General features: G+C 55.4%; 28 protein-coding genes and 1 tRNA gene. 24 read left to right on the forward strand and 5 right to left on the reverse strand.

Annotated features, from left to right (window positions below):
• Window position 1: 1 nt before the first annotated feature.
• The 22 genes from EQV24_RS13015 to EQV24_RS13120 all read left to right on the forward strand — a co-directional run bounded on the left by EQV24_RS13015 (window position 2) and on the right by EQV24_RS13120 (window position 16,531).
• Window positions 2-1,963 (forward strand): replication endonuclease, encoded by a 1,962-nt coding sequence (locus EQV24_RS13015; protein ID WP_130626665.1) that lies wholly within the window; start codon window positions 2-4, stop codon window positions 1,961-1,963.
• A 109-nt stretch (window positions 1,964-2,072) separates the two neighbouring features.
• A complete protein-coding gene (locus tag EQV24_RS13020) occupies window positions 2,073-2,513 on the forward strand; it encodes a DinI-like family protein (protein ID WP_130626666.1) in 441 nt (146 codons plus the stop codon).
• Between the two features lie 165 nt (window positions 2,514-2,678).
• Entirely contained in the window at window positions 2,679-2,882 is a 204-nt protein-coding gene (locus EQV24_RS13025) for a tail protein X (protein WP_028027926.1), read from the forward strand.
• Window positions 2,873-3,094 (forward strand): HP1 family phage holin, encoded by a 222-nt coding sequence (locus tag EQV24_RS13030; protein WP_020689436.1) that lies wholly within the window; start codon window positions 2,873-2,875, stop codon window positions 3,092-3,094. The genes EQV24_RS13025 and EQV24_RS13030 overlap by 10 nt, the downstream gene beginning before the upstream one ends.
• Entirely contained in the window at window positions 3,078-3,587 is a 510-nt protein-coding gene (locus EQV24_RS13035; RefSeq protein ID WP_058661836.1) for a lysozyme, read from the forward strand. Before EQV24_RS13030 ends, EQV24_RS13035 begins: the two co-directional genes overlap by 17 nt.
• On the forward strand, window positions 3,584-3,997 hold the full coding sequence (lysB, locus tag EQV24_RS13040; RefSeq protein ID WP_045902661.1) for an Rz-like lysis system protein LysB: 414 nt from the start codon (window positions 3,584-3,586) through the stop codon (window positions 3,995-3,997). Before EQV24_RS13035 ends, lysB begins: the two co-directional genes overlap by 4 nt.
• A complete protein-coding gene (gene lysC / locus EQV24_RS23830; protein ID WP_162837624.1) occupies window positions 3,897-4,142 on the forward strand; it encodes an Rz1-like lysis system protein LysC in 246 nt (81 codons plus the stop codon). The genes lysB and lysC overlap by 101 nt, the downstream gene beginning before the upstream one ends.
• Window positions 4,105-4,572 carry a phage tail protein gene (locus tag EQV24_RS13050; protein ID WP_038420639.1) on the forward strand — a complete coding sequence of 156 codons (468 nt, stop codon included), beginning with the start codon at window positions 4,105-4,107 and terminating at the stop codon, window positions 4,570-4,572. Before lysC ends, EQV24_RS13050 begins: the two co-directional genes overlap by 38 nt.
• A gap of 115 nt (window positions 4,573-4,687) precedes the next feature.
• Entirely contained in the window at window positions 4,688-5,329 is a 642-nt protein-coding gene (locus EQV24_RS13055; protein ID WP_023621495.1) for a phage baseplate assembly protein V, read from the forward strand.
• On the forward strand, window positions 5,326-5,676 hold the full coding sequence (locus tag EQV24_RS13060) for a GPW/gp25 family protein (RefSeq protein WP_020689441.1): 351 nt from the start codon (window positions 5,326-5,328) through the stop codon (window positions 5,674-5,676). The genes EQV24_RS13055 and EQV24_RS13060 overlap by 4 nt, the downstream gene beginning before the upstream one ends.
• Window positions 5,677-5,681: 5 nt before the next feature.
• Window positions 5,682-6,590, forward strand: a complete 909-nt coding sequence (locus EQV24_RS13065; protein ID WP_038420635.1) for a baseplate assembly protein — start codon at window positions 5,682-5,684, stop codon at window positions 6,588-6,590.
• The gene (locus EQV24_RS13070; RefSeq protein ID WP_020689443.1) at window positions 6,583-7,113 is read left to right on the forward strand and encodes a phage tail protein I; all 531 of its coding nucleotides are present in this window, start codon (window positions 6,583-6,585) and stop codon (window positions 7,111-7,113) included. Before EQV24_RS13065 ends, EQV24_RS13070 begins: the two co-directional genes overlap by 8 nt.
• Window positions 7,114-7,124: 11 nt before the next feature.
• On the forward strand, window positions 7,125-9,419 hold the full coding sequence (locus EQV24_RS23835) for a phage tail protein (RefSeq protein ID WP_243649048.1): 2,295 nt from the start codon (window positions 7,125-7,127) through the stop codon (window positions 9,417-9,419).
• 1 nt (window position 9,420) lies between these two features.
• Window positions 9,421-9,843 carry a tail fiber assembly protein gene (locus tag EQV24_RS13080; RefSeq protein WP_243649049.1) on the forward strand — a complete coding sequence of 141 codons (423 nt, stop codon included), beginning with the start codon at window positions 9,421-9,423 and terminating at the stop codon, window positions 9,841-9,843.
• Between the two features lie 124 nt (window positions 9,844-9,967).
• Complete coding sequence (locus EQV24_RS13085) at window positions 9,968-11,161, forward strand: phage tail sheath protein (protein WP_038420628.1); 1,194 nt, start codon at window positions 9,968-9,970, stop codon at window positions 11,159-11,161.
• A gap of 11 nt (window positions 11,162-11,172) precedes the next feature.
• A complete protein-coding gene (locus EQV24_RS13090; RefSeq protein WP_014833332.1) occupies window positions 11,173-11,691 on the forward strand; it encodes a phage major tail tube protein in 519 nt (172 codons plus the stop codon).
• Between the two features lie 54 nt (window positions 11,692-11,745).
• Complete coding sequence (locus EQV24_RS13095) at window positions 11,746-12,054, forward strand: phage tail assembly protein (protein WP_038420626.1); 309 nt, start codon at window positions 11,746-11,748, stop codon at window positions 12,052-12,054.
• Between the two features lie 32 nt (window positions 12,055-12,086).
• Window positions 12,087-12,206, forward strand: a complete 120-nt coding sequence (locus tag EQV24_RS13100) for a GpE family phage tail protein (RefSeq protein WP_014833330.1) — start codon at window positions 12,087-12,089, stop codon at window positions 12,204-12,206.
• Window positions 12,199-14,646 carry a phage tail tape measure protein gene (locus EQV24_RS13105; protein WP_130626668.1) on the forward strand — a complete coding sequence of 816 codons (2,448 nt, stop codon included), beginning with the start codon at window positions 12,199-12,201 and terminating at the stop codon, window positions 14,644-14,646. Before EQV24_RS13100 ends, EQV24_RS13105 begins: the two co-directional genes overlap by 8 nt.
• Before the next feature lie 11 nt (window positions 14,647-14,657).
• Complete coding sequence (locus EQV24_RS13110; protein WP_014833328.1) at window positions 14,658-15,122, forward strand: phage tail protein; 465 nt, start codon at window positions 14,658-14,660, stop codon at window positions 15,120-15,122.
• Window positions 15,119-16,264: a phage late control D family protein gene (locus EQV24_RS13115; protein WP_130626669.1), complete on the forward strand. Its 1,146-nt coding sequence runs from the start codon at window positions 15,119-15,121 to the stop codon at window positions 16,262-16,264. The genes EQV24_RS13110 and EQV24_RS13115 overlap by 4 nt, the downstream gene beginning before the upstream one ends.
• Window positions 16,265-16,330: 66 nt before the next feature.
• Window positions 16,331-16,531: an ogr/Delta-like zinc finger family protein gene (locus tag EQV24_RS13120; RefSeq protein ID WP_014833326.1), complete on the forward strand. Its 201-nt coding sequence runs from the start codon at window positions 16,331-16,333 to the stop codon at window positions 16,529-16,531.
• Window positions 16,532-16,685: 154 nt separating this feature from the next.
• Here the strand turns inward: EQV24_RS13120 and EQV24_RS13125 are convergent.
• Window positions 16,686-16,761 (reverse strand) — tRNA-Ile (locus EQV24_RS13125).
• Window positions 16,762-16,886: 125 nt separating this feature from the next.
• Here EQV24_RS13125 and mug point away from each other — a divergent pair.
• On the forward strand, window positions 16,887-17,393 hold the full coding sequence (gene mug, locus EQV24_RS13130) for a G/U mismatch-specific DNA glycosylase (protein ID WP_020689452.1): 507 nt from the start codon (window positions 16,887-16,889) through the stop codon (window positions 17,391-17,393).
• Between the two features lie 102 nt (window positions 17,394-17,495).
• Here mug and rpoD read toward each other — a convergent pair whose 3' ends face one another.
• The 3 genes from rpoD to rpsU all read right to left on the reverse strand — a co-directional run bounded on the left by rpoD (window position 17,496) and on the right by rpsU (window position 21,586).
• The gene (rpoD, locus tag EQV24_RS13135) at window positions 17,496-19,343 is read right to left on the reverse strand and encodes an RNA polymerase sigma factor RpoD (RefSeq protein ID WP_013098777.1); all 1,848 of its coding nucleotides are present in this window, start codon (window positions 19,341-19,343) and stop codon (window positions 17,496-17,498) included.
• 165 nt (window positions 19,344-19,508) lie between these two features.
• Window positions 19,509-21,254 (reverse strand): DNA primase, encoded by a 1,746-nt coding sequence (dnaG, locus tag EQV24_RS13140; protein ID WP_014833324.1) that lies wholly within the window; start codon window positions 21,252-21,254, stop codon window positions 19,509-19,511.
• Window positions 21,255-21,370: 116 nt separating this feature from the next.
• Window positions 21,371-21,586: a 30S ribosomal protein S21 gene (gene rpsU / locus EQV24_RS13145; RefSeq protein WP_001144069.1), complete on the reverse strand. Its 216-nt coding sequence runs from the start codon at window positions 21,584-21,586 to the stop codon at window positions 21,371-21,373.
• A 236-nt stretch (window positions 21,587-21,822) separates the two neighbouring features.
• Here rpsU and tsaD point away from each other — a divergent pair, with 236 nt between their 5' ends.
• Window positions 21,823-22,836, forward strand: a complete 1,014-nt coding sequence (gene tsaD, locus EQV24_RS13150) for a tRNA (adenosine(37)-N6)-threonylcarbamoyltransferase complex transferase subunit TsaD (RefSeq protein WP_013098775.1) — start codon at window positions 21,823-21,825, stop codon at window positions 22,834-22,836.
• A gap of 31 nt (window positions 22,837-22,867) precedes the next feature.
• On the opposite strand, the gene EQV24_RS13155 is transcribed toward tsaD, so the two are convergent.
• Window positions 22,868-23,548 (reverse strand): response regulator transcription factor, encoded by a 681-nt coding sequence (locus EQV24_RS13155; RefSeq protein ID WP_029883055.1) that lies wholly within the window; start codon window positions 23,546-23,548, stop codon window positions 22,868-22,870.
• Window positions 23,549-23,786 lie beyond the last annotated feature (238 nt).

Here is a 23,786-nt window from a genome sequence, read left to right on the forward strand (position 1 = left end):
ATTGGCTATCTCCTGTGCTTATCCGTGGAATGCGCCACGGACGGCCATTGCCAGCCCCTATCTCACACACTCTCAACTGCAGCGTCGCGATCGTCTGTTCGCGGCGCTGCTGCAAGCCAGAAAAGCCCTCTCTTTGCAGCCTGAATGCGTCCGTTCTGAAGTGTGGCGGATGGTTGACGCCATCGAACAGCAGCAGGGCACACCGCGAGCCAATGCGTTTCTGATCCGCTTCTGTAAAGGGGTATTACCCCGCCTGCAGCGGGTTGCTGAGCAATATAGCCGGGTCGGCGTGCACGAGAGCGTCTCCGCGGCGGTTTTTGATGGCCACTTCGACACGCCGCTGCGGCAATACCTTGCCTCGCGGATGGTTGATATGGTCGCCCGCTTCAACCGCCTTCCGGATATGTCCCGTGCGGATATCGATCTGCTGGGGGCTGACATCGCCCGCTTTATTCGCGCCGAGCTGGCAAATATGGACGATGCCGACATGGGTGAATATCAAACGCTGCATGCCTGGTATCAGCGCGCCGGTGTCATTACCCGTCAGTTCAACGTGGTTCCTCTCCACTGGGAGCGCGTGTCCAAAACCGTCTTCTGCAAAGAGGACGTTGCCCCGGCGGTGATCCGTATGTTTTCAGAGGCCTGGTGGCGCGGTCGTCTGCGTCGGATGGCGGCCGCCTGGCGGGAGCATCTGCAGATCGCCATCGGTCACGTCAGCAAAAAGAAATCTGCCTATGCGAGCAAACGGTGCATCGCCGAGTGGCGCGAGCAGAAGCGCCGTACGCGTGAGTTCCTGAAGGGACTGGAGCTTGAAGATGAAGAGGGTAACCGTATCAGTCTGATCGAAAAATACGATGGCTCGGTGGCTAACCCCGCAATACGTCGCTGTGAACTGATGACCCGCATTCGCGGGTTTGAAAATATCTGCCATGAGCTGGGCTATGCAGGCGAGTTCTACACCTTAACCGCCCCCGCTAAGTATCACGCGACCGTGCAGGCCGGTTACCGTAACGGCAAGTGGAACGGCGCCAGCCCGGCAGACACGCAACATTATCTCAACCGGCTCTGGGCGCGTATCCGGGCGAAGTTGCACCGGGAAGGGATTCGTATTTTCGGGATCCGGGTTGCTGAACCTCATCATGACGGTACGCCCCACTGGCATATGCTGGTGTTCATGCGGCCGGAGGATACCGGGCGGGTTAGACGCATCATGAATGACTATGCCTGCGAAGAGGATGCCTTCGAGTTACAACGCGACAGGGCGAAAAAAGCCCGTTTTCATGCCGAAGCCATTGACCCGGAGAAGGGCAGCGCTACCGGCTATATCGCCAAATACATCGCGAAGAATATCGATGGCTATGCGCTTGATGGCGAAACTGATGATGAAAATGGCGAGCTGTTGACAGAGACCGCACCCGCCGTTTCCGCCTGGGCGGCCCGCTGGCACATCCGTCAGTTTCAGTTTATTGGCGGTGCGCCGGTGACGGTCTACCGGGAGTTGCGCCGTCTCGCCGACCGCGAGACGGCGCATGGCCTGAGCGTGGAGTTTGCCGCCGTGCATGACGCGGCGGACGCCGGAGACTGGGCGGGGTATGTGAACGCCCAGGGCGGGCCGTTTGTCCGTCGTGACGATCTGCAGGTACGTACGCTCTACGAATTGAAGGAAGAATATAACCAGTACGGCGAGGAAACCGTCTGTATCCGCGGGGTCTACGATGCGGCCGTTGGGGCCGGGTCACCGGTTTTAACGCGCCTCAAACAGTGGAAGATTGTACCGAAGCGGGCCGTTGACCTTAAGGGCGCCACCGCGCCCTCTTGGAGTTCTGTCAATAACTGTACGGCGGGTGATTTTACTCATCTGCACCGACACCGCGAGTTGCCCCCGCCCTACCTGGATAAGGCCAGTTCAATCCTTGAACGTACCGGGCATTTAAGGCATCAGGTCGCCGGAAGTATGCGCTAATCTCCATCGATATCATGCACATACCGCAAACAGGTCTGATTTTTTGCTTCACTCTTTTTATGATTACGTGATACTGTATGTTTATACAGTATCTCGTGGTGGAGGTTGTGTGGACAGAGAGTTGAATGAGCAAGTCATGATTGAACGAGTCGAGATGATTGCGCGACTGACGACGGAAGGAACATGTCAGGAGAGAGATCGTGAAATTGCCCTGAATCTTATTGCTGAGATAGCGAGAGGGAATTTAATCAAAAACAACGCGTTTACCGTTGTTTTCTCGGCATCGCCTGTTCCAGAACGAATCAAAAAAGAAGGCAATGTGCGGGTGAATATTACCCTGGATAAAGATCAGCACATTGGCCCTTCCGTCGTGGAGGCCTTCCAGTGCGAACTCACCCGCAGAATAAGGCCTCTGTTCCCGTCAACACAGGTGACGGTGAAAGAAGGCTCCATGACGGGCGTCGAGCTGCTGGGCATCAACGGCGAGGCCGAGCGCGAAGCGTTAGACAACATTCTTCGGGAAGTCTGGGAAGACGAGAGCTGGCGCTAGCGTCTGCCCTTTCCCGGGCATCAACCTTCATTCAGATTTAAGCCGCGTTCTGTCGTACGCGGACAGCCTGTTGTGTCCGCGATTGTCCATCCGCCTGCGGTAGCGGAAAGGGCGCTGGCTCTGGAAACTCTACAGTACCTGGAAATCCGGATGTTGGAGCGTCTGATGAAGATCTATGCAATGCAGGGAGATACGCTTGATGCCATCTGTGCCCGTTATTACGGGCGCACGGCAGGCGTAGTCGAACCCGTTCTGAAAGCCAATCCTGGCCTTGCTGAGTATGGCGTTGTCTTACCCCATGGTACGGCAGTAGACATGCCAGAGGTCGATAGCGCACCCAGAAAAGAATCCGTGAACCTATGGGACTGAGTCTGGAGAAAGTCACCACGTTTATTGCCTACTGGCTGGCCGTGGCGCTGGCCTGGTTCGGGGCGATGTCTCCTGAAAAAGTGGCGCTGTACGTGGGAAGCCTCTGCGCCATTTTTACCGCGCTGACGAATTACTGGTTTAAGCGAAAAACCTGGCGCTATCTCAAATCTCTGGGCCTCGATAAGAAGAGTATTCGTGAACTCAATCATTAAGCGTTGCAGCGTCGCCAGCGTCCTTGCCCTGGCGGTGCTCATGCCTGACTTTCGATTACTGCACACCTCGCCTGAAGGGCTGGCGTTAATTGCCAATCTCGAAGGCTGCCGTCTTTCGCCCTACCGCTGTAGCGCGGGCGTATGGACGTCAGGCATTGGCCATACGGCAGGCGTTGTACCGACGCAGGCGATCACCGAGCGTGACGCGGCGGCGAACCTGATCGCCGACGTTCTGACGGTTGAGAAACGGCTTGCCGCATGCGCGCCGGTGGAGATGCCACCCCGGGTCTATGACGCGCTGGTCAGTTTTGCCTTTAACGTGGGAACCGGTGCCGCCTGCCGTTCGACGCTGGTGGCGTTTATTCATCACAAACAGTGGCCGCAGGCCTGCGATCAGCTGACCCGCTGGGTGTATGTCAACGGGAAGAAGAACGCCGGGCTTGAAAACCGTCGGGCCCGTGAAAAGGCCTGGTGCATGAAGGGGGCGGGATGAGAACTCTCCTGCTGATGCTGGCTGTGTTGATGGCCATTACCCTGTGGTTTCGTCATGACAATCTGAACCTGTCCCGCTCCTTTGCCAAAGCCAACCAGATCGCCGCTGAACAAAAAAACACGATTCACGCGCTGAACCATCAGCTGGCCGTGTCGCAACGGATGGCCAGAGAAAATGAAAACGCGCAGGTCAGGCTCCGCGATGCGCTTGCCGTTACCGCTGAGGAGATGGCAAGGCGCGAAGCGGCTCTCAGGAGATTGATGAATGAAAATGAAGCACTACGCCGCTGGTATCACGCTCAGCTGCCTGATGTTGTCCGCAGGTTGCACACCCGCGCCGCCTGCGCCTCCGCCGCACATTGTTTACAACGCTTGCCCAAAGGTGAGCGCCTGCCCGATGCCGGCAAGTGAGCCTGTCACTAACGGCGATCTGAGCGCCGATATTCGCAGGCTTGAGCACGCCCTTATCGCCTGCGCCTTGCAGGTTGAAACCATTAAAGACTGTCAGGATAAACTCGATGCACAAACTCAAGAGCCTGCGTCAGGCATTAATTGACGCTGTTCCACAACTGCGCGCAAACCCGGAGCGCTTACGGATGACCGTCGGCAGCGGTAACATCGATGCGCGTCTGGCGGCCTCGCTCTCGTTCGAAAAACAATATGAGCTTAAGGCGAACGTCAGCGGTTTTTCCGGTGACAGCGAGGGGATTTTCGTCCCGGTGCTGGCCTGGCTTCGGGAAAACCAGCCGGATATTTTTACCCTCGATGAGGGGCGGAAAAAGGGGTATCTCTTTCAGGTTGTCTTCAATGACGATGAAACCTCAGATATCAGCTTCAGCCTGCAGTTAACCGAGCGGATTCTGGTGTCTGAGAATGAAGGGACCTTGCTTGCCACCTATTCTCCGGAGCCACCGCTGCCAGAACCCGTCACACGTCCGATGGAGCTATACGTCAACGGTGAACTGGTCAGCCGGTGGGAGGCCTGACGTAACCGCGCGGATGGCCAGCCCACAGTCCTGTCGGCTGGCCATAGTTGTTGTTTCATCCCGCATAAAACCCCGCCTCGTTGCTGCCGATCGCCCTGAGCGGCATTCTCTTCTTATGAATACGCTAACTTCCATGCACGGCATCGCTCGCGCGATCCGCAATCTTATTCGTCTCGGTGTTGTGACCGATGTCGACCTCAAACGAGGGCTCTGCCGCGTCCAGTCCGGGGGGATGAAAACCACCTGGCTGAACTGGCTGACCTGCCGCGCAGGCCGCTCGCGCGTCTGGTGGGCACCGTCCGAGGGTGAACAGGTCTTGCTGCTGGCTATCGGCGGTGAGCTGGATACCGCCTTCGTGTTGCCAGGCATTTTCTCTGACGACCATCCGGCGCCGTCTGAGTCGCCTGACGCGCTCCACGTCTCGTTTCCTGATGGGGCGGTTATCGAATACGAGCCCGGCAACGGTGCGCTAACCGCGACCGGCATCAAAACGGCAACCATCACCGCATCGGAATCGCTGACCGCGACCGTTCCGGTGGTACAGGTGAAAGCAGAGAGCCGTATCACGCTGGATACGCCTGAAGTGGTGTGTACCAACAAGTTAATTACCGCCTCTCTGGAGGTGCAGAAGGGCGGCGTGATGGCCGGAAATATTGAACATTCCGGCGGTAAATTCACCTCCAATGGGGTGCAGGTGGACAACCATGCCCACGGCAGTGTGCAAAGCGGCGGAAGCTGGACTAAGGGGACGCAATGACGGTGCGTTACACGGGAATGAACAGTCAGACCGGGCTCAGCATTTCAGAGGCGGAACATATCAGGCAAAGCGTGCGCGACATTCTGGTTACGCCAGTTGGCTCACGTGTTATGCGCCGGGAGTACGGCTCCTTGCTGGCGGCGATGATCGACAGGCCCCAGAGTCCGGCGCTGCGCCTGCAGATTATGGCCGCATGTTATTCCGCGATCCAGAAATGGGAACCGCGGATCAGCCTGACGGCGATTGCTTTCGAACGGTCGGAGAGTGACGGGACGCTGTATGTCGATATCACTGGCACGCGACCCTCTTCCGATCGCTCCTTTTCTCTCACCATTTCACTGAGTTAAACGCTATGGCTATTGTTGATCTGAGCCAGCTCGCCGCGCCTGATGTCGTGGAGGAGGTGGATTATGAAACGCTGCTGGCAGAACGAAAGGCCACCTTTGTCTCACTCTTTCCTGAGGCGGAGCAAGAGGCTATCGCACGCACGCTGACCTTAGAGTCAGAGCCGATTGTGAAGCTGCTGCAGGAAAACGCGTATCGGGAAGTTATCTGGCGCCAGCGCGTCAACGAGGCCGCGCGAGCGGTCATGCTGGCCTACGCCACTGGCAGCGATCTCGACCAGATTGGGGCAAACGCTAACCTTCAGCGTCTGGTGATTACGCCTGCCGACGACACGACCTTCCCGCCCACGCCGGCTGTGATGGAGTCTGATACTGACTTTCGTCTGCGTATCCAGCAGGCGCCGGAAGGGCTGAGCGTGGCCGGTTCGACAGGCGCTTATCAGTTCCATGGCCGCAGCGCGGATGGCCGGGTGGCGGATATTTCCGTGATCAGCCCCCAGCCCGCGAACGTCACCGTTTCCGTGCTCTCACGGGAGAATAACGGCGTGGCGTCTGAAGAGCTGCTTACCCGTGTTCGCAATGCGCTGAACGATGAGGACGTCAGGCCAGTCGCCGATCGCGTGACCGTCCAGTCGGCCAAAATTGTCGACTACACCATTGCGGCCTCGCTGTTCCTCTTCCCCGGCCCGGAAAGCGAACCGGTGCTTAACGCGGCCAGAGCCCGGCTGCAGGCCTATATCACGGCGCAGCATCGGCTGGGACGCGATATTCGCAAGTCTGCCATTTACGCCGCTCTTCACGTTGAAGGGGTGCAGCGCGTGGAACTGACCGCCCCGGCAGCCGATATCGTGCTCGATGAAACTCAGGCCTCATGGTGCAGCCACTACAGCGTAACCGTGGGGGGGAGCGATGAGTGATACCCGTCTTTTACCGGTTGGATCGTCGCCGCTTGAGGTGGCGGCCGCGCGCGCCTGCGCGGAGATAGAAAAAACGCCGGTACCGCTGCGCCATCTCTGGAGCGCGGATACCTGCCCGGCGAATTTACTGCCGTGGCTGGCGTGGGCATTTTCGGTCGATCGCTGGGACGAGAACTGGCCGGAGGCCACCAAACGGGACGTGATCCGCGCGGCATGGTTTATCCATGCCCACAAGGGAACCATCGGCGCCGTGCGCCGCGTCGTGGAGCCGCTTGGTTATCTGATTAACGTCACCGAGTGGTGGCAAACCAACGACCCGCCCGGCACCTTCCGCCTTGATATCGGCGTGTTAGACACCGGTATCACCGAGGAAATGTATTACGAGATGGAAAGGCTTATCGCTGATGCGAAGCCTGCCAGCCGCCACCTTATCGGCCTGAATATCATCCAGGACATTCCGGGTTATCTCTTTACCGGTGCCCTGAGCTATGACGGCGACATCATTACGGTTTACCCCGGATAAGTGAGAGCATAATGACAGTGAAATTTAAAACGGTTATCACCAAAGCCGGTGCAGAAAAACTGGCTGCAGCAACCGTCCCGAACGCGAAGAAAGTGAACTTCACCGCAATGGCGGTCGGCGACGGCGGCGGTGCGTTGCCCGTTCCAGATGCCAGCCAGACAAAGCTGGTGAATGAAGTCTGGCGCCACGCGCTGAATAAAATCAGCCAGGACAAGAAGAACAAAAACTACGTTGTGGCGGAGCTGCTGATCCCGCCTGAGGTGGGCGGTTTCTGGATGCGTGAGATGGGTCTTTATGACGATACCGGAACGCTGATTGCCGTCGGGAATATGGCTGAAAGCTATAAGCCCGCGCTGGCAGAGGGGTCAGGACGCGCGCAGACGCTTCGCATGGTTATTATGGTGAGCGATATTTCCTCCGTCGAGTTGACGATTGACACCTCAACGGTGATGGCCACGCAGGAATACGTCGACGGGAAGCTGACGGAGCATGAGCAGTCCCGCCGCCATCCGGACGCCACGCTGACCGCAAAGGGGTTCACCCAGTTAAGCAGCGCCACCGACAGCGCGTCTGAGGTGCTTGCCGCAACGCCGAAAGCGGTAAAGGCAGCGTACGATCTGGCGAACGGGAAATATACCGCAGCGGATGCAACCACGGCGCGTAAGGGGATCGTTCAGCTGAGTAGTGCCACTGACAGTGTCTCTGAGGTGCTGGCGGCAACGCCGAAGGCAGTGAAGGCGGCGTATGATCTGGCGAACGCCAAGTACACCGCGGTAGATGCCACTACGGCGCGTAAGGGGCTTGTCCAGCTCAGCAGTGCGATTGACAGTGTGTCGGAGGTGCTGGCAGCGACGCCGAAGGCGGTTAAATCCGCAAACGACAACGCTACTGCAGCCAATATAAATGCCAGTGAGCGAGTCAGTAAAGCCGGTGACAGTATGACCGGAACATTAAATCAGGACGCTGTAGCACAGGCCACCTACAACTTAACGGCACTTTCCAACGCCACGACAGGCACTAAAAATTATCTGCGTAAAATGCGCGGCGGAGCGACGGACACTATCTGGCATGAAACCGTTCAGGGGGGCGAATACCGTCTGGCGACAGGCAGTACCGATTCGCAGGAGGAGCTGGCAATTAGCGCGAGTACAGGCCTGAGAGTTCGGGGGAATATTACTTCGCAACTTGGCGGATTTTATTCGGGAAACACGAAAAAGCTTGCCTTTGTTTCAGCCAACACCTCTGACAAGAATGCAAACTGGCGCCTTTGGGGGAATGTAGACCGGCCAACTGTCGTTGAACTGGGGGACGATACAGGCTATCACTTTTACTCTCAGCGAAATAAAGATGGCTCGCTATTGCTTCAGGCAAACGGCGCCGGACAATTTAGCGGTTATTTGCGTTCAAACGGAGAAGTACAATCCATTTCCGCAAATAGTTATCGGATTGCATATGGAAACTACGGATGTTTCTGGCGCAACGACGGTAATAATCTTTATCTGATGCTGACGAATAAGGGCGATGCTTACGGAAACTACAATTCATTGCGTCCATTACGGGTTAGCCTGGAAACCGGGGCATTACAATCTGAGACACCATTTACTGTAGGCAACACCATTTTCGCCACTAAGGAAATTACAGCGGGTTATGCCGGTGCACTTGCATGGGCAGAACAGTACAAAACAAAAGCAGCTTTTTTTAACTCATATTCGACAACCGGTGCGAGTGAATACCATCCAGCTTTAAAACAACAGGCAAGCATCGCCGGTGTCAATTCATGGGCTTTTTCAATGGGGTCTCTTGTCGCTGATACCGCTCTTTCATGGCATTTGCACATGAAAGGCAGTGGCGGTCAGGATGTCAATTATAAATGGGATACCAGTGGTAATTTTAGCGCGCCAGGCCAGCTCATTCCCGGAAGTTTTGCTAATTTCGACTCCCGTTATTATACCAAAGGGCAAAGCGATGCGGGTTATATGGCAAAAACCGGAGCATACACAAAAGCCGAAAGCGATGCTCGTTATAATCTGAAAAACACGGCCAGTAGGGCGGCAAGCGGTTGGGAGAAAGACAATACTACAGGAATTATGAAGCAGTGGGGGATTGCAACACGTACAGCGGACTCTACACGGATAACCTTCCCAACTGCGTTTCCAACTACTTGCGTCAGCGTGCAGCTAACACTGCTTTATACCAATGGGTTCCATGATCAGAATATTTATGTTCAAAATCCTGATGCTTCAGGTTTTACCTACATTGCTGGTAGTGGTGAAGTCAAAGTGTATTTCGAAGCGAGAGGTTATTAATATGGGATATGTTTATTGTCACGCTACGGGCGCTTTTTATAATAATGCTCTGGAGGCAGACTACCGTTCCGCCGGTTCGTGGCCGGATAATTATGTAACTGTGCTGGATGACGATTATGAATCATTGATGGCAGGGCAGGCCGTTGGAAAAATGATTGTTTCTGATAATAATGGTTATCCTGTTCTGACGGAACCACCGGAACCGACACACGAAGAACAAGTAAATCAGGCATCGTCACAAAAATTATTTTTGATGAAAACGGCGAATGAAATTATTACTCCGCTCGAGGATGCAGTCGAGCTCGGAATTGCCACCGATGAAGAAGCGGCCACGCTGCTACTCTGGAAGCGTTACCGCGTATTGTTAAACAGACTGGATCTCAGCAAAGCCCCAGATATTCAATGGCCAGAACGCCCGGCCTGACCTCAAGCCCTCCTCCCGGAGGGCTTTTCGTTTGTTGTGTAATCCTTTCCCCAACCCCAATACGTCGCATCCATCGCGCGCTCCACAGAAAATACCCTCACCACTAAACCACGGAGTTAAACGGATGGGCGACTATCACCATGGCGTGGAAGTCATCGAAATCAACGATGGCACACGCACCATTTCCACCGTCTCGACGGCAATCATCGGTATGGTCTGTACGGCCAGCGATGCTGACGAACAGACATTCCCTCTTAACGAGCCAGTGCTCATTACCAATGTACAATCCGCGATTGCGAAAGCCGGGAAAACAGGCACGCTGTCCGCTTCCCTTCAGGCGATTGCCGATCAGTGCAAACCGGTTGTCGTTGTTGTTCGCGTGGCCGAAGGTGTCGATAACCCGGAAGACCCGGAAGCCGCACAGAAAGAAACCATTTCTAACATCATTGGTACCACCGACGAAAACGGCAAATACACCGGCCTGAAGGCACTTCTCACCGCCAAAACGGTGACCGGCGTTAAACCACGCATTCTTGGTGTGCCGGGGCTGGATTCGCAGGAAGTGGCGACCGCGCTGGCAGCGACGTGCCAGAGCCTGCGTGCGTTTGGCTATGTCAGCGCATGGGGCTGTAAAACCATTCCTGAGGCGATCAACTATCGCAAAAACTTCAGCCAGCGTGAGCTGATGGTTATTCACCCGGATTTCCTGGCGTGGGATACCACCACGAACGCGACCAAAACGGCCTGGGCGACCGCACGCGCACTTGGCCTGCGCGCCAAAATCGACCAGACCACCGGCTGGCATAAAACCCTGTCCAACGTCGGTGTTAACGGTGTTACCGGGGTGAGCGCCTCTGTCTCCTGGGACCTGCAGGAACAGGCCACCGATGCCAACCTGCTTAACCAGGCGGGCGTGACCACGCTGATTCGCAATGACGGTTTCAAATTCTGGGGCAACCGTACCTGCTCTGACGATCCGTTATTCCTGTTTGAAAACTACACCCGTACCGCGCAGGTACTGGCCGACACCATGGCGGAAGCGCACGCATGGGCGATGGATAAACCCATTACCCCAACGCTTATTCGCGACATCATTTCCGGTATCAATGCCAAATTCCGTGAGCTGAAAACCAATGGCTACATCGTTGACGGCTCCTGCTGGTATGACCCGGAATCGAATGACGTGTCGACCCTCAAAGCGGGGAAACTGTATATCGATTACGACTACACCCCTGTTCCGCCGCTGGAGAATCTGACCCTGCGCCAGCGCATCACCGATACCTATCTGGCAGACCTGTCAGATTCGGTTAACAGCTAAGGAGCTGCAGCATGGCGTTACCACGCAAACTTAAATATCTGAATATGTTCAACGATGGCCTGAGCTATATGGGCGTTGTTGAGTCTGTCACCTTACCGAAGCTCACCCGCAAGCTGGAGAAGTATCGCGGCGGCGGTATGCCGGGCTCGGTCTCTGTCGACCTCGGCCTGGACGATGATGCGCTGGCGCTGGAGTGGACCATTGGTGGTCTGCCGGACGTTGCTCTGTGGGCGCAGTATGCCTCGCCAGGCGCGGACAGCGTGCCGCTGCGTTTTACCGGATCCTTCCAGCGTGACGATACCGGCGAAATCTCTGCGGTGGAGATCGTGATGCGTGGCCGTCACAAAGAGTTTGACGGCGGCGAGAACAAGCAGGGCGAAAGCGGCACGACCAAGATGTCCACCGAGTGCGCTTACTACCAGCTCACTATCGATGGCAAAGAGGTTATCGAGATTGACATCATCAACATGGTGCTGAAAGTCGACGGCGTCGATCGTCTGGCGGAACACCGTAAGGCCATCGGCCTGTAACCCTTAACCGGCCGCAGCTGCTGGCCGGTTACTTACCCTTTTGAGAGTAATGAAATGGAAAATATCAACGAGACTGTTATCAACGAAAGCGAAAACCCAAACACCGTCACGCTTGATAGCCCCGTTCTGCGCGGCGAGCAAAAAATCGAAAAAGTGACCGTCGCAAAACCCAATGCGGGCACCTTGCGTGGCGTATCGCTGGCGTCGCTGGCGCAATCCGACGTGGATGCCCTGATTAAAGTGCTGCCGCGAATGACCTCTCCGGCGTTGACTGAACATGAGATTGCACGTCTGGATGCCTCCGACCTGCTCTCTTTTGCCGGTAAGGTGGTCGGTTTTTTGTCACCGACTTCGGCTCGCTGAAATTTCCTGAAAACCTGTCGGTCGACGATCTGATGGCGGATATCGCGGTGATTTTTCACTGGCCGCCGTCAGAGCTGTACCCCCTGAGCGTGACCGAACTCCTCATATGGCGCGAAAAGGCGCTGCAGCGAAGCGGAAACCACCATGAGTAATAATGTCAGACTTCAGGCGCTGCTGGATGCAGTCGCCAGGGCAAGCCGACCGCTCAAAGCTATCCACAATGCCAGTCTCTCTCTTGAGGGAGAGATCGGTGAATCGCAGGCGGCGCTGCGCGCGCTCGATGAGCAGGCGGCCCGCGTCGATGGATTCAGAAAAACAAGCAGTCAGCTCACCATGACGGGGCAGGCGCTTGCCCTGGCGAGACAACAGACGGCGGCGCTGGCGCGTGAACTGAAAAACACGCAAAACCCCACCCGTGAGCAGAACGATGCGCTGACGGCAGCCCGCCAGTCTGCCGCCGCCCTGAAGCTTGAGTACAACACACTGCGCCAGTCCGTCCAGCGTCAGCGCGGCGAACTTGCGCAGGCGGGGATTAATACCCGGACCCTGGCAGCAGATGAACGTCGTTTAAGAAAGAGCATCGGCGAAAAAACGCAGCAGCTCAACGGACAACGAGAGGCACTCGCCCGGGTTAATCAGCAGCAGGAGCGGCTCAATGCCGTTCAGCGTCGCTACGAATCCGGCAAACGTGTTGCCACGCGTGTGCATCAGATCGCTGGCACAGGCGTGAGCATGGCAAAGACGGGCTTTGACCAGACGTCCCGGTTTATGGCGCCGGGTATCAGTGCTGAAAAGCAGATGTCCGCTATTCAGGCCAGTCTTGGTCTGGAGAAGGGGGATGCCAGACTTGAGGCTATTCGTCAGCAGGCGCGGGACGTCAGTGCCGGTACGGGAACCTCAACGGAGGCGGTCACCCGGGCGCAGACCGAGCTGGTTCGTTCAGGATATGACGCCGATGGTGTGCTTGCGGCCACGCTTCCTGCGGTTAATCTCAGCCTCGCGGGAAATGTCGATGCCGCAAACGCCGCCGACATCATCAGCAATGCACAGACCGCGTTCAACCTGGCCAATACCGATGCTGAGCGTGTCGCAGACGTGCTGACCCGCGGATTTACCTCCTCTCACACCAGCCTTACCGAGCTGGGTGCTGCCGTGGCCTCTGTTGCGCCAACTGCCAGCGGCGCTGGCGTGAGCCTTGAAGAGACGACCGCGCTGCTTGGCATTCTGATGGAAAAGGGGATGAAAGGGAGCACGGCTGGCGCCGGGGTCAGCGCTGTGCTGAGCCATCTGCAGATGCAGAACGGTCAGGGTTCTGCCGCGCTGAGTGAACTGAACGTACAGACCCATGATGGACAAGGCAATCTGCTGCCTGCCGAGCAGATCCTTGAAGCCCTCTCCGCATCCTTTGAAAAGAGCCAGCTCGGTACCGCGCAGCAGATGGCGTACCTGAAGACCATTTTCGGTCAGGAAAACGCGCAAGGCGCTGCGGTACTGGTCTCCGCCGCGGGTAATGGAACGCTGTCTGAGAAACGTAAGCAGCTCCAGGGGGCAAAGGGCAGTACCGCGCGGGTAGCTGCCGTTCAGTCCGATAACCTTGCCGGTGATATAGGCAAGCTTCAGGCGGTGTGGAACGGCCTGAAGATGGATGTATTTGATAAGGCGGATGGCGCCCTGCGTACCCTGACCACCACCGCGACCGGGTGGATCAGTACGCTCTCTCTGTGGGTGAATGCCAACCCCGCACTGACGCAAGGCCTGGTCGGGGTTATCGTCGGCGCGCAGGCGTTTGCCGGCATAGTGGGCGGGTTGGGCATGGTCGTTGCGCCGATGGTGACCGGCCTGAACCTGGTCATTACCGCCGCCGGGATGTTAGGCACCGCCTTCAGCGTGGTCGGCGGCAGCATCATGGCGATCCTGGGTGCCCTCAGCTGGCCCATCATTGCCATTGGTGCGGCGATTGCGGCGGGTGCATTACTGATTTTTAAATACTGGGAACCAGTCAGCGCCTTCTTTACCGGGGTGATGGAAGGGCTTTCTGTGGCTTTTGCTCCACTGGGCGAGCTGTTTTCTCCACTTCTGCAGGCGTTTGGTTTCATCTCAGAGAAGCTGGGCGGGATCTGGCAGTGGTTCACCGACCTGATTACGCCAATCAAAACGACTCAGGAAACGCTCGACAGTTGCAAAAACGCGGGGGTGATGTTCGGTCAGATGCTCGGGGAGGCGTTGATGGCACCGCTTAATCTGTTCAACACTCTGAGCAGCAAGGCGACCTGGCTACTGGATAAACTCGGTCTTATCAAAACAAAGTCGGACAACATCGAGCCCGCTGCGGCTAACGCAGAGGCGGCTTCCTCTGCGCCGGGCAGTGCGTATATTCCGCCGACATCGACCTATGGTGGTTATCTGAAGTATCAGCCAGCGCTGGCCACTGGCGGACGCTCTTACGTCGATCAGAGCAGGAGCGAATATCACTTCACGCTGCAGGGAGATATGACATCCGGAGCGGACCTCAGCCGCCAAATTCAGGATGCCCTGGACAACAGAGACAGACAGAAAGCGGCGGACCAGCGATCCCACTTTATGTATGAGTAAGGAGAGAGAAAATGTTAATGGTGCTGGGGCTGTTTGTCTTTGAGCGACGAACCTTGCCGTATCAGTCAATGCAGTTTTCAAAGGATTACCGCTGGGCCTCTAACGATCGCATCGGGAAGCCCAAAGCCTGGCAGTATCTGGGTGAGGGCGATACATCCCATACGCTCTCCGGAACGCTTTATCCTGAAATTACCGGAGGGCGATTGTCCCTGAAAGCCATCGAACTGATGGCGAATGAGGGGCGTGCCTGGCCGCTGATCGACGGGACGGGCATTATTCATGGCATGTTTGTGATTGATAAGGTGACGCACACCCATACGGATTTTTACAGCGATGGTACGGCGCGGAAAATTGATTTTACGCTTTCTCTGAAGCGGGTTGACGAATCGCTGATGGCGATGTTTGGCGACCTGAGAACACAGGCTGAAGAGCTGGTGACCAGCGCGCGTACCGAAATTGGAGGGCTGCTGGGATGATCACGGAAATGAATATCCGGGCAGGGGGGAAAATCGCCCCCGATTTTATGCTCAAGCTTAATGGCCGTGATATTACGCAAAATTTTAGCCATCGCCTTATCCGCTTGACCATGACTGACAACCGAGGCCTGGAAGCCGATCAGGTGGACATTGAGCTGGATGATTCCGACGATCTGTTAGACCTGCCGGCTCGCGGCGCGTTTATAACACTATGGCTGGGCTGGCAGGGTACCCCTCTGGAGCTGAAGGGGAATTTCACGGTCGATGATATTGAATTTCGGGGGGCGCCGGACCGGTTAACCATTCGGGGGCGCAGCGCCGATTTTCGTGGCAAGCTCAACGTTCGCCGCGAGCAGTCATGGCATGACACCACCCTCGGCGCAATTGTTGATACCATCGCGCAGCGCAACCAGCTTAGCGCCAGCGTGGCGGCGGAATTTTCATCCATAGCCATTGCGCATATCGACCAAACTCAGGAGTCCGATGCTGCGTTTCTCTCCCGCCTGGCTGAACGCAATGGCGCGTTTGTCGCCGTTAAGGAAGGGAAGGTGCTTTTCATGAAAGCGGGCGGCGCCGTGACGGCCAGCGGCAAACCGGTTGCGTTGAAGGTGATTGAACGCGCCGATGGTGATAAACACAGCTTTTCCATCGCCGATCGCGAAGCATATTCCGGCGTGACGGCCAAATGGCTGCAAACGAGCGATCCTAAACAACAACACCCAAAGGTCAGCATCAATCGTCTGCCACCGGCGGCAGCGACAGGCGCGTTACCTCATCCGGATGCCGCAGCCGTATCCGGCAGCACGGAGCAAACGCCGCAGGAGACGTTGGTTGGCGCCGCCGATAACGTCTTTGAGCTGACCACTATTTTTGCCTCCGAAGCGCAGGCACTCAGAGCGGCTGAAGCCAAATGGCGTGCTTTACAGCGCGGGGTAGTGAAATTTTCTATCCAGCTGGCGCTGGGAAAAGCTGACCTTTTTCCCGAAACACCCCTTCAGGTGAAAGGCTTCAAGCGGGCGATTGACGAGCAAGCGTGGATCGTCAGCCGGGTCGTTCACACCCTTGACGGAAGAGGCTTTACGACGGAGGTGAATCTTGAACCTGACATTGCCGACGAAAAATTTTCCATCGAAAGCGAGTAGTACGCTTTTAATTTTACGCTTTTGGGGTATTATTAATTCACAAAAAGCGAATTAAACGGAGGCGGTATGTTTCATTGTCCTAAATGCAAGCACTCGGCACATGCGCGAACCAGTCGCTATTTGAGTGAAAATACCAAAGAGCGTTATCACCAGTGCACCAACGTTGATTGCAGCTGTACGTTTGTCACCATGGAGTCGGTAGAGCGCCTGATTGCAGCCCCTGGCATGCCGGAACGTGCCCGGGCGCCCTCGGTGAACCGCAGTTAACGATAGCCGCATCAGTCAAAAAAACCGCCTCGTGCGGTTTTTTTTATCTCTGTAAGAACTCAGCGATACCGCCATTTCATCGCCACTGAAAATTAAGCCAACAAAAAAGCCACTCATGTGAGTGGCTTAATCATATGATTGTAAAGCTAAAATTTGGTGGCCCCTGCTGGACTTGAACCAGCGACCAAGCGATTATGAGTCGCCTGCTCTAACCACTGAGCTAAGGGGCCGTGGCGGTGGATTATAATGTAACTCCCCGCAGCAATCCAGCCATTCACACCCGCCTGCTGTTTTTATAAACAACGCATAATCAATCCTTTATACTTCCATGATGATGTATCAATCGGGAGTAAATATGATCAACGATATTCTGGCCCCGGGATTACGGGTGGTGTTCTGTGGGATCAACCCCGGTAAATCCTCGGCGCATACCGGTTTTCACTTTGCTCATCCGGGGAACCGCTTCTGGAAAGTGATCTACCAGGCCGGCTTTACCGACCGGTTACTCAAGCCTGAAGAGGAGCAGCATCTGCTGGATACGCGCTGCGGGATCACCATGCTGGTGGAGCGACCAACCGTGCAGGCGAGCGAAGTCAACCTGCATGAGCTGCGCACTGGCGGGCGGGAACTGATTAAGAAGATCGAAGACTACCAGCCTGCCGCGCTGGCGATTCTGGGGAAACAGGCCTATGAGCAGGCGTTCAGCCAGCGCGGGGTGAAATGGGGGAAACAGGCCATCACCATCGGTGTGACGCAGGTATGGGTGCTGCCAAACCCGAGCGGACTTAACAGGGCAACGCTGGATAAACTGGTGGAAGCTTACAGGGAGCTCGACGAGGCGCTGGTGGTACGGGGGCTTTAGGGGGCTCTGCGGCCTGATGCCTCGTCCTGGCCCTCTCTCACAGGGAGAGGGAATAAACAAAAAAAAAGCTCCCGATTGGGAGCTTTTTGCTGTTTACCTGGATTAATCGTCCAGGAAGCTACGCAGCACTTCAGAGCGGCTCGGATGGCGCAGTTTACGCAGCGCCTTCGCTTCGATCTGACGGATACGTTCGCGGGTAACGTCAAACTGTTTACCCACTTCTTCCAGCGTGTGGTCGGTGTTCATATCGATACCGAAACGCATACGCAGTACTTTCGCTTCACGGGCGGTCAGGCCAGCCAGAACGTCGTGCGTGGCAGCACGCAGGCTCTCGGTGGTGGCAGAGTCCAGCGGCAGCTCGAGGGTGGTATCCTCGATGAAATCACCCAGATGCGAATCTTCATCATCACCGATTGGTGTTTCCATGGAGATTGGCTCTTTGGCGATCTTCAGCACTTTACGGATCTTGTCTTCCGGCATCAGCATGCGTTCAGCCAGCTCTTCCGGCGTCGGCTCGCGACCCATCTCCTGCAGCATCTGGCGGGAAATACGGTTGAGCTTGTTGATGGTCTCAATCATATGCACCGGAATACGGATAGTGCGCGCCTGATCCGCGATAGAGCGGGTAATTGCCTGACGGATCCACCAGGTCGCATAGGTGGAGAACTTGTAACCACGACGGTATTCAAACTTATCTACCGCTTTCATCAGACCGATGTTGCCTTCCTGAATCAGATCCAGGAACTGCAGACCGCGGTTGGTGTATTTCTTGGCGATAGAGATAACCAGACGTAAGTTTGCTTCAACCATCTCTTTCTTCGCACGGCGGGCTTTCGCTTCACCGATGGACATACGACGGTTGATGTCTTTGACCTGCTCGATGGTCAGGCCGGTCTCTTCTTCAATTTGCTGCAGCTTCTGCAGACCGCGATGCACGTCTTCTTTCACGTCGTGCAGTTTTTCAGACCACGGTTTGTTCATCGCGATAGCCGCGTTGAACCAGGTTTCGCTGGTTTCGTTGCCGGTGAAGAGGGTGATGAAGTTCTTCTTCGGCATTTTGCACTGCTCAACGCACAGCTTCATGATGATACGTTCCTGGGTACGTACGCGATCCATCATCACGCGCATGCTGTTCACCAGGTAGTCGAACTGTTTTGGCACCAGGCGGAACTGTTTGAAGACTTCAGACAGTTTCAGGATCTCTTCCTGAGCAGCAGCGTGACTGCGGCCTTTGGCTTTGATGGTGTCACGCGTCACTTCGTACTGGGTACGCAGTTCGGCGAACTTCTCACGTGCCAGTTCCGGGTCGATGCTGTTGTCATCATCGGCGCTGTCGTCGTCGCTCTCTTCTTCATCTTCGTCTTCGTCGTCATCCATCTCTTCCTGAGACAGTTCAGAACCGACGTGAGTGGCGGTTGGGGCCATATCTTCTTCAGCGTTCGGGTCGACAAAACCGGTGATCAGATCGGACAGACGCGCTTCTTCCGCTTCAACACGATCGTACTGCTCCAGCAGATAGGTGATCGCTTCCGGGTACTCAGCAACAGAGCACTGAACCTGGTTGATCCCGTCTTCGATGCGTTTTGCGATGTCAATTTCGCCTTCGCGGGTCAACAGTTCAACGGTACCCATTTCGCGCATGTACATGCGGACCGGGTCAGTGGTACGCCCGATTTCAGATTCCACGCTGGACAGTACCTGTGCAGCAGCTTCTTCCGCATCTTCGTCAGTGTTGTTGGAGGTTTCAGCCAGCAACAGATCATCGGCATCCGGTGCTTCTTCCATCACCTGAATGCCCATGTCATTGATCATTTGGATGATGTCTTCGATTTGATCTGAATCGACGATATCTTCCGGCAGATGGTCATTGACCTCGGCATAGGTCAGATAGCCTTGCTCCTTACCACGTTGGACAAGAAGTTTCAGCTGTGACTGCGGGTTTTGCTCCATAAGACGGTATCCACACTTAATTCGTTTGATTGGTGTCGGCGATGGTTTGCCAACCTTTAAAGCGAGGGCGTACTTATATTTTTGCCGCTGCCTCTCAGTGCGGCTGCCGGGGGCTTCCCGATCGATATTCGGCACTTAAGCCGTTAAATACTTTTGTCTTTTTGCTTATTTCTTCGCCAGTTCCTGGTTTATCATCCAGAGCTCCCGGCGTTCTTCGCTGCTCAAACCGTGTGTGCGCTCGCGAGCAATCAACTCTTCCTGGCGCAGCTCGAGCATCGAATCAAACATATGGTTGAGTGAGTCGGTGAACGTTTTTTCTGCAATGTCCTTATCTGCTATATCGTCCCACATCGACAATTTTTCAAGGGTAGCGGCCTCTTTTGTGCCGCGATAATGTTCTAAAAGTTGTCCGGTGGTCAGACCTGGCTGAGACAAACATGTGTTGACCAGTTCTGAAAATAAGCCAAGTCCGGGCAATTTTTCGTGGTTCAAACCCGCCAGCGATGGCACTTGCGGCGCAAGTTCGGGGTTTTGGACCAGTAACCCTATCAGTATACGCATGGTTGTGCGTTTTAGCTGAGGCGCGGGGCGAACCGTGCCGTTTTCAGCCTGTTTTGGCATTAAACGTTCAAGCTGGCTGTCATCCAGAATGCCGAGCTTGTTGCCTAACTCCTGACGCAGATAGATGCGCAGCGTTTCGCCGGGCACCTGGCTGATTAACGGCAGCGCCAGCGTGCTGAGCTGCGCGCGCCCGTCAGGGGTACTTAAATCAACCTGCGGCATCAGGCTGTTAAACAAGAACGTGGAGAGCGGCTGAGCCTGCTCCATCCGCGCTTCAAACGCCGCTTTGCCCTCTTTACGCACCAGCGTATCCGGGTCTTCACCGTCGGGCAGGAACATAAAGCGTAACTGCCGCCCGTCGGTCATATAAGGTAGCGCAGTTTCCAGCGCACGCCAGGCGGCATCGCGCCCTGCGCGGTCACCGTCGTAGCAGCAGATGACGTTGTTGGTCACCCGAAACAGCAGCTGAATATGATCGGCCGTGGTGGATGTGCCCAACGAGGCTACTGCGTAATTGATGTCATACTGCGCCAGCGCAACGACATCCATATACCCTTCGACGACGAGAAGGCGCGGAGGTTCCGCATTTGCCTGCTGCGCCTCATAAAGGCCGTAAAGCTGACGGCCCTTATGGAAAATGTCGGTTTCCGGGGAGTTGAGGTACTTGGGCAGGGCATCACCCAGCACGCGACCACCAAAACCAATCACCCGGCCACGCTTGTCGCGGATCGGGAACATCACCCGTTCGCGGAAGCGGTCGTAGCTTCGTCCCTGGTCGTTGGTGACCAGCATACCTGCGTCGATCAACGATTTACGATCTTCGCTATTGCCGCCAAAACGCTTTAACACGTTGTCCCAGCCGGGCGGGGCGTAACCAATAGCGAAACGCGCAATGACATCGTCGCTCAGTCCGCGCTTGTTCAGATACTGACGCGCAGGCTCAGCCGCAGAGTGCTTAAGAGACTGTTGGTAAAACGAATTCAGGCCATCCATCAGTTGATACAGCGTTTGACGCTGATGGCGCTCTATCTGGCTTGGTCCACTGCCCGCTTCATACGGCACTTCAAGGTTGTGCATCGCCGCCAGTTCTTCGACGGTTTCAACGAACTCGAGCTTGTCGTAGTTCATTAAAAAATCGACGGCATTACCGTGTGCGCCACAGCCGAAGCAATGGTAAAACTGCTTTTCACCGTTGACGGTGAAGGAGGGGGTTTTTTCGTTATGGAAAGGACAGCACGCATGGTAGTTCTTGCCCTGCTTTTTCAGCTTTACCCGCGCGTCGATAAGATCGACGATGTCGGTTCTTGCCAGCAGGTCATTGATGAAAACGCGTGGGATTCGTCCGGCCATATGCCCCAAAAGTTTTTAGCAACTCATAAACGAAAACAAGCCGCGCATTCCTTCCGGAAGCACGGCCTTACGACTATTACTCTGTCTGTCAATTGAGGACTGTCGCCCTCAACGGATTAGTACAGACGAGTACGGCGTGCGTTTTCGCGAGCCAGTTTCTTCGCGTGACGTTTCACTGCAGAAGCTTTAGCGCGCTTACGTTCAGTCGTTGGTTTTTCATAGAACTCACGACGACGAACTTCAGCCAGAACACCTGCTTTCTCGCATGAACGTTTGAAGCGACGCAGTGCTACGTCGAACGGCTCGTTTTCACGTACTTTAATTACCGGCATGTAACTCTCACCTTTGATAAATTCGGTTTGCCGCTGGCATCAACGCCAGCTTATTTCAAAATGGTGCGGAATTTTACTGCAAATGCTGCTGCTTTGTAAAGCACCGACGCGTTTTTGAAAGGGACTTTTATAAGGGGGAAGAGTATACACGAGCGGATGTCCTGGGGCGAACAAAGTTTTACATCAACCCGCCCAGGCTCTACACTGCGCGGTACTGAAACGAGGTAAAACAAGTCATGCGTGTACTGGGTATTGAAACATCCTGCGATGAAACCGGCATCGCCATTTACGACGACGAAAAAGGGCTTCTGGCCAACCAACTGTATAGTCAGGTGAAATTGCATGCTGACTACGGCGGCGTCGTGCCTGAACTGGCCTCTCGTGACCACGTACGTAAAACGGTTCCCCTGATTCAGGCGGCGCTGAAAGAGGCCGGCTTGAACTCAACTGATATTGATGCCGTCGCCTACACGGCAGGCCCGGGTCTGGTCGGCGCGCTGCTGGTCGGTGCGACGGTGGGCCGTTCCCTGGCCTTCGCGTGGGATGTTCCGGCCATTCCGGTTCACCATATGGAAGGGCATCTTCTGGCACCGATGCTGGAAGAGAATCCGCCCGAATTCCCGTTTGTGGCGCTGCTGGTCTCTGGCGGCCATACCCAGCTGATTAGCGTGACGGGTATTGGTAAGTATGAGCTGCTGGGCGAGTCGATTGATGACGCTGCCGGAGAAGCCTTCGACAAAACCGCTAAGCTGCTGGGTCTGGATTACCCGGGCGGCCCGATGCTCTCGAAAATGGCGTCGCAGGGCACGGAAGGGCGTTTTGTCTTCCCGCGTCCAATGACCGACCGTCCGGGGCTGGATTTCAGCTTCTCCGGCCTGAAAACCTTCGCCGCCAATACCATCCGCAATAATGATGACAGCGAGCAGACCCGTGCGGACATCGCTCGCGCATTCGAAGATGCGGTGGTCGATACGCTGATGATCAAGTGTAAACGCGCGCTGGATCAGACCGGCTTTAAGCGCCTGGTGATGGCGGGTGGCGTCAGCGCTAACCGTACGCTGCGTGCGAAGCTGGCGGAGATGATGCAAAAGCGTCGCGGGGAAGTGTTTTATGCGCGCCCGGAATTCTGTACCGATAACGGGGCGATGATCGCCTACGCCGGGATGGTGCGCCTGAACGCTGGCGCAACGGCGGATCTGAGCGTCTCTGTACGCCCACGCTGGCCGCTGGCGGAGCTGCCGGAAGCTTGACCGACGCTCCCGTCTTAACGGCGGGAGACGTTTACATCCCGATCTCAAACATCTGGTTCTTGATGATCAAAGAGTAAAGCTGGCAATCGTTTTGTACGTCCAGCTTTTCCATCGCCCGGACCTTATGTGCGCTGACCGTTTTGATGCTCAAATGCATAAACTGTGCAATCTCCTTCAAATTTAATCCCTTACAAATCAGGCGCAGCACGTCAATTTCCCGTGGAGAGAGTTTCTCCACGTCCGTCTTTTCATGACGGAAAAGCATATTCACCAGCTGGTTTTCGATATAAATCTCGCCTTTCAGGACCGTGGTAATCGCCTGGCTTAAGGTTTTCTCGTTGATATCACGTGATAAGTACGCTCTGACTCCTTCCTTTAGCGCCTGACGGATAAGCGTGGCGTTTGCATAGGGCGAGAGCAGGATAATATTAAGCGCAGGGTAGGTCTGTTTAAGCCATCTCAAGAGCTTCAGCCCGTCCATTCCCCCGAGCGGAGGGCGGCTGAGGCTGGTTGTCAGCGAATAGCCAAGAATAGCGATATCCGGATTATGCTGGCCAAGAAGCGACTGAAGTTCAGCGGAGGCCGCTGCCTCACCGATCAGAACGCACCTCTGATCCATGCCAACGGCGGGTAACGAGAGGGACTGCATCATGGAGGATAAGCCGCGTCGAATTAACGAGGATTCTTCAGCGATAACGATTTTAATGTCCATAATGATGCGTCGTATTAACCCTTTCATGAAATGGCGGGGCCAACGGCGGTTGGAACACCTCGCAAGATATAATGTTATTAAAATTCATTTTGCGGTAAAGTCGCAGCAGTAACGAGAATATTTTTAACGCCGACGGCTCTTGATTATTTCATAATGATTAAGCTTTACGTTTTTTGTATCCAGGTGTATCGTTGCATTGCGAAATATAAATTAACGCAGTATGGAATTTTCTTAATTA

The organism is Enterobacter sp. A8 (genome assembly GCF_004296595.1).
Classification (GTDB): domain Bacteria; phylum Pseudomonadota; class Gammaproteobacteria; order Enterobacterales; family Enterobacteriaceae; genus Enterobacter; species Enterobacter cloacae.